Origin of the sequence: Mucilaginibacter sp. OK283 (assembly GCF_900110415.1) — a bacterium.
GTDB lineage: Bacteria > Bacteroidota > Bacteroidia > Sphingobacteriales > Sphingobacteriaceae > Mucilaginibacter.
Map to the genome: position 1 here is coordinate 1 of NZ_FODR01000016.1, position 14635 is coordinate 14635.

Here is a 14635-nt window from a genome sequence, read left to right on the forward strand (position 1 = left end):
CCACTCACCACTCACCACTCACCACTCACCACTCACCACTCACCACTCACCACTCACCACTCACCACTCACCACTCACCACTCACCACTCACCACTGACTAATCATCGCTCGTATCGCCATTGCCGTTGTATGCGCTTTTACGTACAATGGGCATGCCGGCGGCTTTAAACAGGTCATCAAGTTTTAGCAGGCTGCCATTGGCTAAGTTTGATAACAAAACAATAGTGATATCGTTTTTCATATCGCGCAGGTAAATGTGCCTGAAACCATGCCACCAGCCGGTATGGTAAATAACCTGCTGCCCGGGGGCCGTAAAGGTACGCCAGCCGTAGCCGTAGCTAAAGTGGCCATGTAGCATAGGGTTACGCGGCACGTAGGCCGAATCGAGCGTTGCTTGTTTCAGCAATATGCCGGCACGTAGCGCCCTGTCAAACAGGAAAAGATCTTTAACGGTACTATATATACCTTTATCGCCTACTGGCCCATCTAAAAAGTTTTGCGCAACCGAATACTTCCACTGGCCACGGTCGTGACCAACCACGTGTACCGGTATTTTATCATAAACCGCTTTGGAGTAAACCGCCGTGTGCAGCATACTGGCCGGTACAAACACATTATCCTTCATAAATTGCGCGTATGATTGGCCGCTCACTTTTTCGATGATTGAACCCAGCACCATAAAGTTGGAGTTGTTGTACAAAAAACGTTTATTGGGTACGTTAAAAGGATGCGGTTTGTAATCGGCAATCATCTTCATAGCATCCATATTGCTAAGGCCTTTCCGTTGGTTTAAGTGCTGGCTGCGGTATATGTCGTCAATAAAATACACATAATTCATCATCCCCGAGCGGTGGGTAAGTAACAAACGAATGGTAACACCATCGTACGGAAAATCCGGGAAGAACTTTTTTACATCATCATCCAGTTTAAGCTTGCCGCGTTCCATCAGCATCAATATGGCTGTCGATGTCATGGTTTTGGTAACCGAGGCCAGCTCAAATTGCGAGCCTATTTTTAGGCTATCGCGGTGCAGGTAGTCGGCCCAGCCAATGGCGTTTTCATAAATAATTTTACCTTTTTTGGCTACCAGTACATTGCCGTTAAACGCACGGGTACGATGCAGCTCCTGCATTACCGCGTCTATTTTTTTATCGGCGTTTTTGGGGTTGTAAGCCAGCAAGGTAACGGTGTCCAGTGGTTTGGCGGTGGCGGGACCGGCGGCGCTTTGCGCTTTATCTTTATTTTTTGACGAACAGGCTGTTAAAATCAGCAGTAAGGACGCGAACGAAAGGGTACTCTTGTACAATAACTTCATAGATCAGAATCTCACACTTAAAACGAATGCGAAAATTAGAAATTATACAGCAGGTTAACATTAAAGTTTTTATTTTTTTTCGTTTACTTCATACTCTTTGTATGTTTAAGTATGAATATTGTTAAAAAAGTCTGCCTGCTGATGCCCGTGTTACTATTTTCGGTTGCTGTTCGGGCCCAGGATACCGATGTTGCCGGCTTGATAAAACAAGGCATCCAGCTTAATAATCAGCATGATTATGCCGGGGCTATCGAAAAATACAAATTGGCCTTAACAACCGAACCGGATAATGCCCAGGCCAATTATCAGATAGCATTCAGCCTGAATGCATCGGGTAAGGGCACCGACGGAATTCCGTATTTGATTAAAGTAACCAAAGCCAACTCCAGTTTTACCGGTCCGGCGTTTGAGTTGTTAGGTGGCATTTATGACAGCAGCCACCAACCCCAACAGGCTATCGACGCTTATAAAGAGGGCCTGAAAATAAAGCCCGACTATCAGCCTTTGTATTTTAACCTTGGTATAGCCTACTTCCGCGCCAAACAATTTGCCGAAGCTGAGCAGGCCGCCATTGAAGCCATTAAACTGGACCCTAAACATGCCAATAGCCAGCGCCTGTACGGCCTGGTAACTTTTCATCAAAATAAAAGGGCAGCGGCGTTGATGGGCTTTTGCAGCTATTTGCTGTTGGAACCCGAGGGCCCGCGCAGCGATGAGGCCTACGCCAACATGCAGAGCATTTTAAAAGGCGGCGCACTTAAAACAGAGGAGGCCAAAGCCGAAGCATCAACCATAGTTTTGAACAGGGCGTTGAATGCCGCTATAGCAAAGGCAAAGCCAGGTTTAACCCCTGCCGAGGTATTGGAAAATCAGCTAAAGTCGATTTTTGAAGCAGTTGGGCAATTGGCCGAAAAGCAGGCAGGTAATGATTTTTTTAGGCACTATTATGCCGAGTTCTTTTACAGCCTTAGCAAAACCAATAATATGTCAGCCTTTGCGAGGCTGATGGGTTTAAGTGCAGATAAAGAAGCTAACAAACAATGGCTGCAGCAAAATGAGGATAAGCGTAAAGCGCTGGATGCATGGGTAGCGGCGGCGGAAAGAAAATTTTAAAAACCCTTCTTTTAATTAAAACTGCTGCCTAAATTTAGGCATGAAAACCTATCACAAATTCCTGCTGTTTATTTTGTTTATAGCTTACGCGCCAGTCGCTTTCGGGCAGACTAAGGACGATGCCAAAGCTTTGGTTAAAGAGGGTATTGCCCTGCACAATGCCGGAAAATATGATGAAGCTATTGCCAAGTATAACGAGGCTTTAAAAATTGACCCTGACTATTCAAGTGCATATTATGAATTGGCCTATACGTTGTTTAGTACGGGTAAAGGTAACGATGCGATTGCTTATCTGGAAAAAACGCTGAAGTTGGATCCCAAATTAGCGGGGGCATATGATATGCTGGGCAGTATTTATGACGATGATAAGCAGCCCGATAAGGCTATTGAATATTATAAAAAGGGGATAGAGGCTAACCCCAAATACCAGCGGCTTTATTACAACCTGTCTGTAGCCTACTTGCGTCAAAAAAAATACGCCGAATCGGAGAATTATGCTGTTGAAGCTATAAAGCTCGATCCCAAGCATGCCAGCAGCCAGCGTGCTTATGCTATGGCAACATTCAATGAAAATAAACGCGGTGTATCCTTGCTGGCATGGTGCAGCTTTTTACTCCTTGAACCACAAACCAAAAGATCAGCCGAGGCTTACCGGTATGTTCAGTATATTATCAATTATGGCGTAAAGCAAACTGGCGAAAAAAACGTGACCATTAATATATCAACTGACGATTTGAACGGTGCCAACTTGCTGATGCCGATAACGGTGGTTAACGCCACATCGGGTAAAAAAGATCTGTCTAAAACCGACTCCCTGACGCTGCAATTGAAGGGCCTTTTCGGTATTGCCGATACATTTGACGACAAAAAAGGCGATCCTTTTTATAAAAACTTCCTTGGCGATTATTTTAAAAAACTTTCCGAAACGGATAATATGCCCGCCTTAGCCCGCCTGATTAGCGTGGGTGCAAACCAGGAAGAAAACCTGCAATGGTTTAAAGATAACAATGCCAAACTATCGGCATTGGATGCCTGGGTAACGGCTACAAAAAGGGAGTTTTAATTGATGACGGAATGAAAGAACGTGCGATATTTAACCATGACAAAAAAACAATACCTTGAACTTATACCGTTAAGCATATTTTTACTGGCGGGGCTGTCAGCTCTTTTTAAAGTGCCTTATTCAGGACTAATTGCGGTTGTTTTCGGCGGAGTAACAGCTACCTTATACTGTCCTTTATCATTATGGCTGTACGCCAGCGCTGGTGTCTCATTAATAAACCGGATTCTAATAGGTGTAGCATATAGTCTTGCGATAGTTGCGTTATTATTTTGTTTTTTACACTGGGCAAACTGGCAGTTTGAATGTATTATGAGTTATGGAGCATTGCTGGTTGCAGTTGTCATTTGTGCTGCCAACTATGCAAAACCGGCTTACAAGCCCTTTTTGTGGCGGTGTGTTTTTTTTGCGGTGCTGATCACGCTTGTTTATACTTATCGAAAATTTTAAAAGCCCCCTTTATGTTAAAGAGGGCTTGGTAAGTAACGATCCCATCAAAAGTTAGGATCAAAATTAAAGAATATCGGGTTTGATAAGCCAACCATATTACCGCTTAAAGCCATTGATCCCGGAACCTGCGGGTAGGGTGTAGGTGTTCCTTGTACTTCTACCCGGTAATAACTCCGCTCAACAGTTGCCGGCGAATCTGTAAACTCAATCATGGGTGCTTTACCCGTGGTTTTAAAGCTGCCAAACGGATTACCGTTTTTTATAATGCTGATCGTGTACTCTCCATCGGCAGGCACTTTGCCGCTTAGCTGCACACGAAATTTCACCGGCTTGCCCGTGGCTTTGGCATTGTCGCCCATCATCATATCCATTTTGCCATCCTGGTTTACGTCTGCATAAAATTCAACGCGTGGCGCGTACGGGTTCTGGCTGATGCACACCCGCCCGTTGGTAAGGGCGTCAATAACCGCCTGCGTGGTGCGTGCCGTGGCAAATACCCAGGTGGTTGGGGTGCCCACATAGTTGGCCTTGGCCTGGTAGCTGTTTTTGGTTTCTTTATCCGGCGAATCGGGAACGCCATGGTGGGCGTCGCTGCCGCCGCGGCCGGTAAGCTTGCGGCCGGATGATAGCATATCGTCCCAGATCATGATGGCGTTGGCGTTTTTTGACCAAATGGCCGAGTTCCATACCTCAATAGAGTTAACCATATCGTACGAATATCCAAAATGATCTTTCCCGCTTGGGTGGTTGGCCGATAGGTGGATGCCGAGCTGCCTTTTTATGGCGCCTACCACTACATCGCGCTGATCGCGCACGTCATATAGTTTTTGGTGATCATAGGGTACAGCCGAGAAGGCATTGCCATGGCCGCGGGTTGTTGTCCACTCGGCGCTGTAAAGCAGCAGCACCGAGTCTGATTTAAATTCAGGGTCGGCCCAGGTGTGGTGCGCTACGTCGCCGTTTACATGGTTATCGTGGTCGGTAATGGCCACAAAATCAATTCCCGCCGATTTAGAAAAAGCGATGATTTTGCTAATGGGATTATTAGACGATTCGGTACTGTGACGCGAGTGCACATGCAGTTCGCCCTTAAGCCAAACGCCCTTGCTCAGGCTGGCGATTGCCGGTAGCTGGCCAACTTCGGTTGCTGCCCATGGATTGATATGGGGCGCCTGGGCTAATGCCGCAGTGCAGGCGAAAGTGCCGATGATAAGCAGCAAAATATTTACCAGCGTCGTTTTTTTGTAGTTGTTAAAAGTCATATCAAATGATTAAGGGTGTAGCATGTTTGGGCGGCAAACTACCCCATGGATATTAACTCAATGTTAGCGCCCGTAAAATGAATAAGATTGTGACAATGCTATTTGTTGAGGTGTCTTCCCGGCTGGGAGATCGGGGTTATGAAGTTAAGGAATTGACAGGCTGCTCCATCGGAGCAAAACATTTGTAGCGTTTGTAAATCAACATTTTTGCGTGCCGTAGGTACGCTACATAAGTGTCGTACCTACGGCACGGAGCGTTATTTTCTATTTTCTACAAATGTTATACCCCTACGGGGTTGAAAACGCCTACTTAAGTGGCACCGGTAGAGAGAGCGGGGGAGCAAAAAAAATGGTTAAACAGCGACAGCCATTTTGCTGGATCTTTAGTACCTTAACTAATAGAAGTAATGACGCCTGAAAAGGGGCCGGAATCTGTAATCCGGCCATAAAATGGGCGTTTTTATAAGCTTATTAATAAACCTAAAAATCATGAGCCAGGAATTTATGTTGTACATCCGCAATGCAGGGGATGCAAAAGCGACCTTATCGGCAGATGAGCATCTTGCATTTATAAAAAAATGCGAAACTTATATCGGGCTGCTAAAAGCAGCAGGTAAATTAATAGCAGCCCAGCCCATTGTGCGGGAAGGTTATATTATTTCAAAAAACGAAAACGCGTGGACACAAACAGCCATTGATCCTGCTAACGAAGTGCAGGTTGGCTATTACCATATTACAGCAAAAGATTTGGCCGAGGCGGTGGAAATATCGAAGGGCAACCCCGAGTTTGAGTACGTGCCTTCGGCTACAATTGAGGTAAGGCCTATAAAATTGAAAGAAGAGCAAACTAATTTTGTATATCCAAAATAGGCGGGTTGTGAAAATGCGCTAATGGTTTAACCTTACTGTTTAGCGTATTTCAGTTCCTTCGTTGTATTCATCACACTTGCATTACGCAAGTACGCGTTAATAGGCGATATCAATTTATATGGCCGGTTAAAGGCCTCCTGCCGCACTTTAAAATGATCGGCCAGTTTTCTGATCACACCTTTGGATAATCCTTTTTTATAATTTAAAATATCAGATACATAGCCTTTACCAATTCCCAGTATCAGGGTCATATCCTGTGGTTTTAAATGATGATCGTGCATAAAAGACCGTAGTAAACTGATAGGGTCAGTTTCTTTAAATGTGTTACGCTCTTCGTCGTACTTTTCAATCAGCAGCGTTAACAGGTCTATCTCATCTTGTAATGCATCAGTATTAGCTTCCATCAACAGGGTTTCCAGCCGATCGCAATATTGAGCGTATTGGGGTTTGTTTTTGATAATAGTGTATTTCATTACCGTTGATTCCATCGTTGATAAAATATTAATGGTATACTGATCGTATCGTTACAAATCTTATCTGAAAGATTCGAGCTACATTTTAACGAATTTCTCTCTTTCAAGTTTATCGAGTTTGTCGAATTCTGATTTGACTACGCAAACTAATTCGTTTGAACCTATTCCTCTGATATTGACTTTTTTAATTAAAAAAAAGCCTTTATACATTTCATTTACATTCTCCGGATTAATCCCCTTTCGAGAAAAGCATAAAGATAAATTGTTAAGTTTTTGAAGGCGAGCAGACATATTAATACATGGACCAACAAAATCACTTCCAATGCTATAAACGGCGCCTCGAGCTACCCCACATCTCAGTTTAGGGGGTGGCCCAGCAATGCTTTTCGAGATAATCGGTAAAAATTCAGTTTGGTATTTTTGTGTAATCTCATACATAGAAACCACCACATTCGTAATGGAAATATCACTCATATTTTTTGTATTCCAAAGAAACAAAATACCATCACCCAAAAACTTAGAAAAGAACGGCAAATCGTAAAAGGTCTCTACATTGTCGTCGTATTCAGTGTCAATAACCTCTAATCTTATCTCGCTAAAAATCCAAGTCAAAAACTTGATCATGTATTCTGGCACTGCTAATTGGGGATCAATTTGATTACAGAAACTTGTAAATCCTTCTAAATCAAAAATCACACTCAATGCACTTATTTGCTTGGAGGTTGTATCAATTTTTCCCAATCCAAGTATACTTTCATTAAACTTATTTAAGTTGTCTTTTTGTAGTATTTCTACCTTTGAACCATTAAGAATAATATTTTTATACCGCGTTTTAAAATTTGTCATGCATTCTTGTGATTCTTGCTTATTGTAACAAATATATAGCAATTTATTTTGCAATACCTGCCTTCTTGTTTTGTTGATAAACCTAAAAAAATAATTTACAGGCCAAAACAAAATAAAATCATCCTTCCCTCCATCACAAAAAGATTACCATTTCCCCATCCCCCGCATCATATAAAAACATAACTTTGCCCCTGCAAAATTTAACATCATGAGTTTTAGGACCGAACACGATACCATGGGCGAGGTACAGGTACCTGCCGATAAATACTGGGGAGCACAAACAGAACGTTCACGCAACAATTTTAAAATTGGTCCGGAGGCTTCTATGCCCAAAGAGATCATCGACGCGTTTGCCTACCTGAAAAAAGCTGCCGCTTACACCAATACCGACTTAGGTGTACTATCTGCCGAGAAACGCGACCTGATAGCCCAGGTTTGCGACGAGATACTGACCGGCTCGCTGGCAACGGAGTTTCCGCTGGTTATCTGGCAGACAGGCTCGGGCACGCAATCAAACATGAACGTGAACGAGGTTGTGGCCAACCGCGCCCATGTATTGCAGGGCAACAAACTGGGCGAAGGTAAAACTTTCATCCACCCCAATGATGATGTAAACAAATCGCAATCATCAAACGATACCTACCCAACCGCCATGCACATTGCGGCGTATAAAATACTGATGGATATAACCATTCCAGGTGTCGAAAAACTGCGCGATACCCTGCAATTAAAAGTAGAGGCTTTTAAATCGGTAGTAAAAATTGGCCGTACCCACTTAATGGATGCTACGCCGCTTACACTGGGCCAGGAGTTTTCTGGCTATGTATCACAACTAAACCACGGCCTTAAAGCCCTGCGTAATACGCTTGATCACCTATCTGAACTTGCCCTTGGCGGTACTGCCGTAGGTACCGGCATCAATACCCCAAAAGGTTATGATGTTAAAGTAGCCGAATATATTGCCCAATTTACCGGCCTGCCATTTATCACTGCCGAAAACAAATTTGAGGCCCTGGCCGCACACGATGCTATTGTAGAGAGCCATGGCGCTTTAAAACAAATAGCCGTATCGTTAATGAAAATAGCCAATGATATCAGGATGCTGGCTTCTGGTCCGCGTTCGGGTATTGGCGAGATCCATATCCCCGATAATGAGCCGGGCTCATCTATTATGCCGGGCAAGGTTAACCCAACCCAAAACGAAGCTGTAACCATGGTGGCAGCACAGGTAATGGGTAACGATGTAACCATTTCTATTGGTGGCTCAAATGGCCATTACGAACTGAACGTATTTAAACCGGTGATGGCTGCCAACTTCCTGCAGTCGGCAAGGTTAATTGGCGATGCCTGCGTATCGTTCAATGATCATTGCGCTGTAGGTATCGAACCTAATTACGATGGTATCAAAAAACACCTCGAAAACTCGCTGATGCTGGTAACAGCGCTTAATCCGCACATTGGTTATGAAAATGCCGCCAAAATTGCCAAAACCGCGCTAAAGGAAAACAAATCCCTGCGCGAAGCCGCCATTGGCCTGGGCCTGTTAACCAACGAACAGTTTGACCAATGGGTTATACCCGAAAATATGATAGGTAGCTTATAAAGAGGAGCCTCACCCCAAACCCCTCTCCTGAAGGAGAGGGGCTTTTGATTTACTGCTTTTGAATAGCAAGTTTATGCTAAAACCCCTGAACGATTTTCTTTCAGCCCCGACACAAAAAAAGGCTTTTCGCTTTCAGCCTTCGGCTTTCAGCAAAAAAGCCTTTCACCTTTCGCCTTTCACCTTTTACCTCAGCAAAGCCTTTTGCCTAAACAGGGCCTTTTCCCTTTTACCTTTCGCCTTTTACCTCTCTGCCTGCAGCATGAATCCTAACATGCAAAAGCCAGGATTAACTTATTTACAGGGCGAGTGGAAGCAGGATTCTGTTCCGGCCGAGAAGCGGTTGGTTACCTATTCGCTTTACGATATTAAATTTAGCTGCGATTCGTTTGTGATGAAGATAAGTACCGTAAGCAAGGTAAACTACGGTGCCGATACCTGCATGAATAAAGGCCATTGGGACGAGTATATTCGCGGCACCTATTCGCAAAAGCAGGATACCCTGCATCTTAAAGGCGAGTTTTGCAATGCCAACCTGAGCTATAAAGACGAGAAAACCTGTTTCCGCTGGGGCGATTACGAGGAGTTTTTTAAGGTGAAAAAAACCAAAGATTCGCTCATTCAATTTACAAGTACATCAAACGTAATACCTATACAGGCACGTTTGGTTAAACGAACAAGCTGCATCCCAAAACCATTATAATGAAAACATCAATCTTTAAAAAAATCGCTTTTTTTGTAGCCATTTGCTACATCCCGGTGCAAAGCATGGCCTGGGGTACCAATGGCCACCGCATTTGCGGGCAAATAGCCGATAATTATTTAACGCCCAAGGCACGCAAAGCCATACAGGCCATTTTAGGCGACGAATCGATAGCGATTACCAGCAACTGGGCCGATTTTATTAAATCCGATCCTGCTTACGGCTACCTGTACAACTGGCATTTTATCGACCTGGATAAGGCTTATACCTACCCCGAATTGCAAACCTATTTAAAAGCCGACACAGCTACGGATGCCTATACCAAAATGAATTTTTTGATAGCCGGCCTTAAAAATAAAAGCACCACCAAAGCGAATAAACTGCTTTACCTGCGCATGTTGATCCATATTGTTGAAGATGTGCACCAGCCTTTCCACACAGGGCACACCAGCGATAAAGGCGGCAACGATTTTAAAGTACAATGGTTTGGCAAGGACAGCAACCTGCACTCGGTTTGGGATAGCCAGCTGATAGATAACCAGCAATTGAGCTATACCGAATATGCCGCCTGGATAAACCATAGCACCACGACTCAGCGCGCAGCCCTGCAAAAGGCCCCCATAAGCCAATGGCTGTTTGAAAGTAACCAACTGGCCGAAAAGTTTTATGCCGACATTAAACCAGGCGATAACCTTACCTACAAATACAATTTTAACCACATAGCCACCCTGAACCAACAACTGCTTAAAGCCGGCATCCGCCTGGCCGGTGTGTTGAATCGGATTTTTTAAGGAGGCGAAAGGTAAAAGGTTAAAGGCAAAAGGTTAGAATTGCCGATCCAAAAACTCTTTCGCCTTTTACCTTTCGCCTTTACCCTTTTACCTCAAAAAGAAATGAAAATACTAATGGTATGCCTCGGCAACATCTGCCGTTCGCCGCTGGCCGAGGGGATAATGCAGCACCTGAGCGATGAGCAGGGGCTGGGCTGGCGGGTAGATTCGGCAGGCACCGGCAACTGGCACGTGGGCGAGGGGCCCGACAGGCGCTCGGTACGCGCGGCTCGAAACCACGGCATTGATATCAGCGGGCAAATTTGCCGTCTGTTCAGGAAAAGTGATTTCGACGAATTTGACCATATTTTTGTTATGGATAAGTACAACCTCAGCGATATCCTGAACATGGCCCGTAACGATGAACATGCGCAAAAAGTGAAGCTCCTGTTAGGCGATAAAATTGTACCCGACCCCTACCACGACGATGCCCAGTTTGAGCCGGTGTTTGAGCTAATAGAAGTTGGGTGTAAGGACATTATAAGGGAGTTGACGGCCTGAATTCATGTTATTGCGAGCGCCTTATAGCGAGTTGTGTAAGTTGCTGAATATGAAAACACATATCCGTCATTGCGAGGCACGAAGCAATCCCGAACTGTTTGGGACTTAGCATATCGGGGATTGCTTCGTGCCTCGCAATGACGGTAGCGTAGGACATCGGTTTAACTATATTACCCGCTAAAGCTCCAACAAAAACGTTTTGTCTTTAATTCCTGACTCTAATCTCTTGATTCTCTTTCCTCACTCTAAAAAACGGCAAATCTTCTCCATACCAAAAAGCCTCGCCAAAACGCCCAAAACCGGCTTTTAACAAAACCTTTTGCGAAGCAGCGTTATGCGGATGGGTAACAGCATAAATTTCCGTTAACCCGACTGTATTGAAACCGTAATCAATTAAAGCTTTTGAAAGTTCGGTGGCAATGCCTTGCCCCCAGTATTTGAAATGCAGGCGGTAGCCCAGTTCAATTTTATCGCTGTCCGATTCGCTTGGTTTTAGCATGCATACGCCAATAAAATCATTATCGGCCACGTTGAAAATTCCCCAGCGGCCCAGGCCGGTTTTGTTTTTGTAATCCTTCAGGGTATCCTTAAACACCTGCTTGCTTTCGGCCGGGGTGCGCTTCTTTACATATTGGGTAAGGCGTTCGTCCTCGTCCATAATCAGGGACAGGGCTTCGTCGGCAGCAGTAAATTCACGGATGAGCAGGCGGGGTGTTTGTGTGATAATGTTCATGGGTTTCAAAAATATGCTAAATGGGCGTTGATTGGCATTGTGCATGGTAAAAAGAGTGTCATATAAAGGGTTCGGGATCGTTTGTCTGAATATTCGATTAGGTATTGCATAGGTTTAAGGGTTGACGATCTGGCATCTTCAATCGCGGTGCCCAGCTTAGTATCAATATATTCAAATTGGGTTAACATAACTTAACACATTTTGGAAATATTATGTCATAAATTATTGACAATCAATTATTTATATTTTTTGCATGGTTAACACAAAATCTGTTGTTTTCCCTGGTTAAACTCATTCAAAAGGTATTGCCAGCAGTTTAGATTTCAATGGCATTCAAAGGGATATTTTTTGCGTTTTTGTGGCCAGCTTATAGCCACCTGGCAGCACCCAATTTTGCAAAACGTATAATTTGCTTTTTTGTACATTTGCCGCATGGCATCCATCAAACCATCTGTACCCAAAGGCACCCGCGATTTTTCACCTGTTGAAATGGTGAAGCGTAACTATATTTTCGATACTATTAAAAGCGTTTTTCGTAAATACGGCTATCAGCAGATAGAAACCCCGACGATGGAAAACTCATCGACACTGTTGGGTAAATATGGTGAAGAAGGAGATAAACTGATTTTTAAGGTACTAAATAGCGGCGATTACCTGGCCAAGGTAAATCCCGAAAAACTGGCGGCGCTTAACTCAAATGCGGTTGCTTCGGATATCTCAGAAAAAGCCCTGCGCTACGACCTTACCGTTCCTTTTGCCCGCTACGTAGTAATGCACCAGAACGAGATCACTTTCCCGTTTAAACGCTTCCAGGTACAGCCCGTTTGGCGTGCCGACAGGCCGCAACGTGGCCGCTACCGCGAATTTTACCAGTGCGATGCCGATGTGGTGGGTTCCGATTCTTTGCTGAACGAGGCAGAGTTTATACTGATCTACGACGAAGCCTTAGGCAAATTAGGACTGAAAGATTTTACCATCAAAATCAATAACCGCAAAATACTCACAGGCATAGCCCAGATCATAGATAAGGCTGATAACATTATCGACCTTACCGTCGCCATCGATAAGCTGGACAAAATAGGGCTGGATGGCGTAACCAAAGAACTGATTGAACGCGGCTTTACCGAAGCCGACATCGAAAAAATAAAACCGGTTATTTTGCTGCAAGGCACCAATACCCAAAAACTACAAAGCCTGCGCGAAGCACTGGCCCAATCACAGATAGGCCTTAAAGGCTGCGATGAGATAGAAACCGTTTTTAAATACATTGAAAGCTGCCCGCTGCAAACCGCAACACTCGAACTGGATATAACCCTTGCCCGGGGCTTAAATTATTACACAGGCGCCATATTTGAGGTGAAAACAAATGAAGCAGCAATGGGCAGCATCGGTGGCGGCGGCCGTTATGATGATCTTACCGGCATGTTTGGCCTGAAAGGACTAACAGGTGTTGGTATTTCCTTCGGTGCCGACAGAATTTATGACGTGCTGGAAGAACTAAACCTTTTCCCAACCACGACCAACCAAAGTACCCAGGTGCTCATCTGTAACTTTGACAAGGAGGGCGAAACTTACGCGTTACCATTGTTGCAGCAATTACGCCGTAATAATGTCAATACGGAGTTGTACCCCGCCGGTGCCAAAATCAAAAAACAGCTGGATTACGCCAATAATAAAAACATCCCCTACACTGTAGTTATCGGTGGCGATGAAATGCAAAGTGGCTTACTAACTTTTAAAGATATGGCCAGCGGCGTACAGGAGAAATTAACCGCGGAAGAGATTGTGGGTAGGATGGCGAGGTAAAGGTGCCTTGATCTGGACTTCTAATAGATTTAGGGGGCTTCCATTTTTCAACTTGTCATGCTGCGTCGTAGATTTCGCGAATTCTGAAAGAGGAATGACATACAAAAATAAAAGGCTGTCATCCTGAGGTACGAAGGATCTATTCGCGAACTTTTCTATCGGTCATGCACAGCTGATAGATCCTTCGTACCTCAGGATGACAGGAAAATTGGTTATGTCATGGGTAGAAACGAAGCATCTCCTATTCGTGAATTTTGCAAACGTGCTATCCCAGGTGCAGAATAGTTCTTCACTATGTCCAGAATCACAAAGCGCTTTTAATGCGTCATGGAGTTTATTTAAATGTATAACCTACGCTGACGCCGCCGGCTGCAATAATGCCCTCGTCACAAATTATGGGCACAAAGCCTATTCTTAAATTGATGCCGCGTTCCTGTGGCTGATAACGATAGCCTATTGTTGCTGTGCCAATAAAGCCTGTAATCCTGTCGAAAATAAATGTTTTGCCATTACTGTTTCCATGCGAATTTAAAAAGGTAGTGCCTGCGCCAAGTTCAATCAGGCTGTTGCCTTTTCCTAACAGGTAATTTATTTGTAAGGGAACAGAAAATACATCATTGCCGTCGGTTGCAAAATAACCAGCGCCGGCCCTAAAGCCCAGTCCGGTACGCTTGTGGCCAAAGCGCATATCATAATTTAGTGTTAAAGCGAGGCCTGGCCCGCCAACTTCAAAAAAAGCCGTTTGGGCGCGTTCACCTTCCGGTTCAGAGCTGGTTGAATCAACCTTGGTAGTATCTATAACCACCGTTTTAGTGCCGGTCGGATGCGATTTTTTAACGGTATCCGTCGTGTTAGGCTCAACAATTTGTGCCGATGAGCTAAGGCCGGACAATAGGAACAGAGCCAGGATAATGCCGTTAAGAGTAAAATTTTTTTTCATTCTTTAGGTGAGTAGAATTAATATACAATTCAAGTTCTATTACGCTAAAGGGAAATAAAAGGTTTCAAAAATGGTGGTTCGCGGGTTTAAACGACGGTGTTGGTTTGATTACCAGTTGAATAGACAGTCATT

Annotated in this window: 15 protein-coding genes; 9 read left to right on the forward strand and 6 right to left on the reverse strand. The window is 44.3% G+C overall.

The features are described 5' to 3' along the window. Positions 1 to 98: 98 nt before the first annotated feature. On the reverse strand, positions 99 to 1316 hold the full coding sequence (locus tag BMX56_RS26645; protein WP_090652766.1) for a serine hydrolase domain-containing protein: 1218 nt from the start codon (positions 1314 to 1316) through the stop codon (positions 99 to 101). A 111-nt stretch (positions 1317 to 1427) separates the two neighbouring features. On the opposite strand from BMX56_RS26645, the gene BMX56_RS26650 reads away from it, so the two are divergent. Genes BMX56_RS26650 through BMX56_RS26660 form a run of 3 tightly spaced genes read left to right on the forward strand, consistent with a single transcriptional unit; the run spans position 1428 to position 3939 of the window. Further along, positions 1428 to 2429, forward strand: coding sequence for a tetratricopeptide repeat protein (locus tag BMX56_RS26650; RefSeq protein WP_090652767.1), 1002 nt, complete (start codon positions 1428 to 1430; stop codon positions 2427 to 2429). 40 nt (positions 2430 to 2469) lie between these two features. Further along, positions 2470 to 3492 carry a tetratricopeptide repeat protein gene (locus tag BMX56_RS26655; RefSeq protein WP_090652768.1) on the forward strand — a complete coding sequence of 341 codons (1023 nt, stop codon included), beginning with the start codon at positions 2470 to 2472 and terminating at the stop codon, positions 3490 to 3492. Between the two features lie 36 nt (positions 3493 to 3528). Next, complete coding sequence (locus BMX56_RS26660; protein ID WP_090652769.1) at positions 3529 to 3939, forward strand: hypothetical protein; 411 nt, start codon at positions 3529 to 3531, stop codon at positions 3937 to 3939. A gap of 44 nt (positions 3940 to 3983) precedes the next feature. Here BMX56_RS26660 and BMX56_RS26665 read toward each other — a convergent pair whose 3' ends face one another. Continuing rightward, a complete protein-coding gene (locus tag BMX56_RS26665) occupies positions 3984 to 5201 on the reverse strand; it encodes a CehA/McbA family metallohydrolase (RefSeq protein ID WP_143065538.1) in 1218 nt (405 codons plus the stop codon). A 489-nt stretch (positions 5202 to 5690) separates the two neighbouring features. On the opposite strand from BMX56_RS26665, the gene BMX56_RS26670 reads away from it, so the two are divergent. Beyond that, on the forward strand, positions 5691 to 6071 hold the full coding sequence (locus BMX56_RS26670; protein WP_090652770.1) for a YciI family protein: 381 nt from the start codon (positions 5691 to 5693) through the stop codon (positions 6069 to 6071). A 32-nt stretch (positions 6072 to 6103) separates the two neighbouring features. Here BMX56_RS26670 and BMX56_RS26675 read toward each other — a convergent pair whose 3' ends face one another. After that, on the reverse strand, positions 6104 to 6559 hold the full coding sequence (locus BMX56_RS26675; protein WP_090652771.1) for a helix-turn-helix domain-containing protein: 456 nt from the start codon (positions 6557 to 6559) through the stop codon (positions 6104 to 6106). 63 nt (positions 6560 to 6622) lie between these two features. Further along, complete coding sequence (locus BMX56_RS26680) at positions 6623 to 7390, reverse strand: hypothetical protein (protein WP_090652772.1); 768 nt, start codon at positions 7388 to 7390, stop codon at positions 6623 to 6625. 208 nt (positions 7391 to 7598) lie between these two features. Between BMX56_RS26680 and fumC the strand changes: the two genes are divergently transcribed. The 4 genes from fumC to BMX56_RS26700 all read left to right on the forward strand — a co-directional run bounded on the left by fumC (position 7599) and on the right by BMX56_RS26700 (position 11024). After that, positions 7599 to 8993 carry a class II fumarate hydratase gene (gene fumC, locus BMX56_RS26685; protein WP_090652773.1) on the forward strand — a complete coding sequence of 465 codons (1395 nt, stop codon included), beginning with the start codon at positions 7599 to 7601 and terminating at the stop codon, positions 8991 to 8993. 259 nt (positions 8994 to 9252) lie between these two features. Beyond that, positions 9253 to 9693 carry a fumarate hydratase gene (locus tag BMX56_RS26690; RefSeq protein ID WP_177183931.1) on the forward strand — a complete coding sequence of 147 codons (441 nt, stop codon included), beginning with the start codon at positions 9253 to 9255 and terminating at the stop codon, positions 9691 to 9693. Continuing rightward, positions 9693 to 10484, forward strand: a complete 792-nt coding sequence (locus BMX56_RS26695) for a S1/P1 nuclease (RefSeq protein ID WP_090652775.1) — start codon at positions 9693 to 9695, stop codon at positions 10482 to 10484. The genes BMX56_RS26690 and BMX56_RS26695 overlap by 1 nt, the downstream gene beginning before the upstream one ends. 102 nt (positions 10485 to 10586) lie before the next feature. Beyond that, entirely contained in the window at positions 10587 to 11024 is a 438-nt protein-coding gene (locus BMX56_RS26700; RefSeq protein ID WP_090652776.1) for a low molecular weight protein-tyrosine-phosphatase, read from the forward strand. A 205-nt stretch (positions 11025 to 11229) separates the two neighbouring features. Here BMX56_RS26700 and BMX56_RS26705 read toward each other — a convergent pair whose 3' ends face one another. Continuing rightward, entirely contained in the window at positions 11230 to 11757 is a 528-nt protein-coding gene (locus tag BMX56_RS26705; protein WP_177183932.1) for a GNAT family N-acetyltransferase, read from the reverse strand. A gap of 432 nt (positions 11758 to 12189) precedes the next feature. On the opposite strand from BMX56_RS26705, the gene hisS reads away from it, so the two are divergent. Further along, on the forward strand, positions 12190 to 13563 hold the full coding sequence (hisS, locus tag BMX56_RS26710) for a histidine--tRNA ligase (protein ID WP_090652778.1): 1374 nt from the start codon (positions 12190 to 12192) through the stop codon (positions 13561 to 13563). Between the two features lie 334 nt (positions 13564 to 13897). Here the strand turns inward: hisS and BMX56_RS26715 are convergent, their stop codons facing one another. Next, positions 13898 to 14503: a hypothetical protein gene (locus BMX56_RS26715; protein ID WP_090652779.1), complete on the reverse strand. Its 606-nt coding sequence runs from the start codon at positions 14501 to 14503 to the stop codon at positions 13898 to 13900. Positions 14504 to 14635 lie beyond the last annotated feature (132 nt).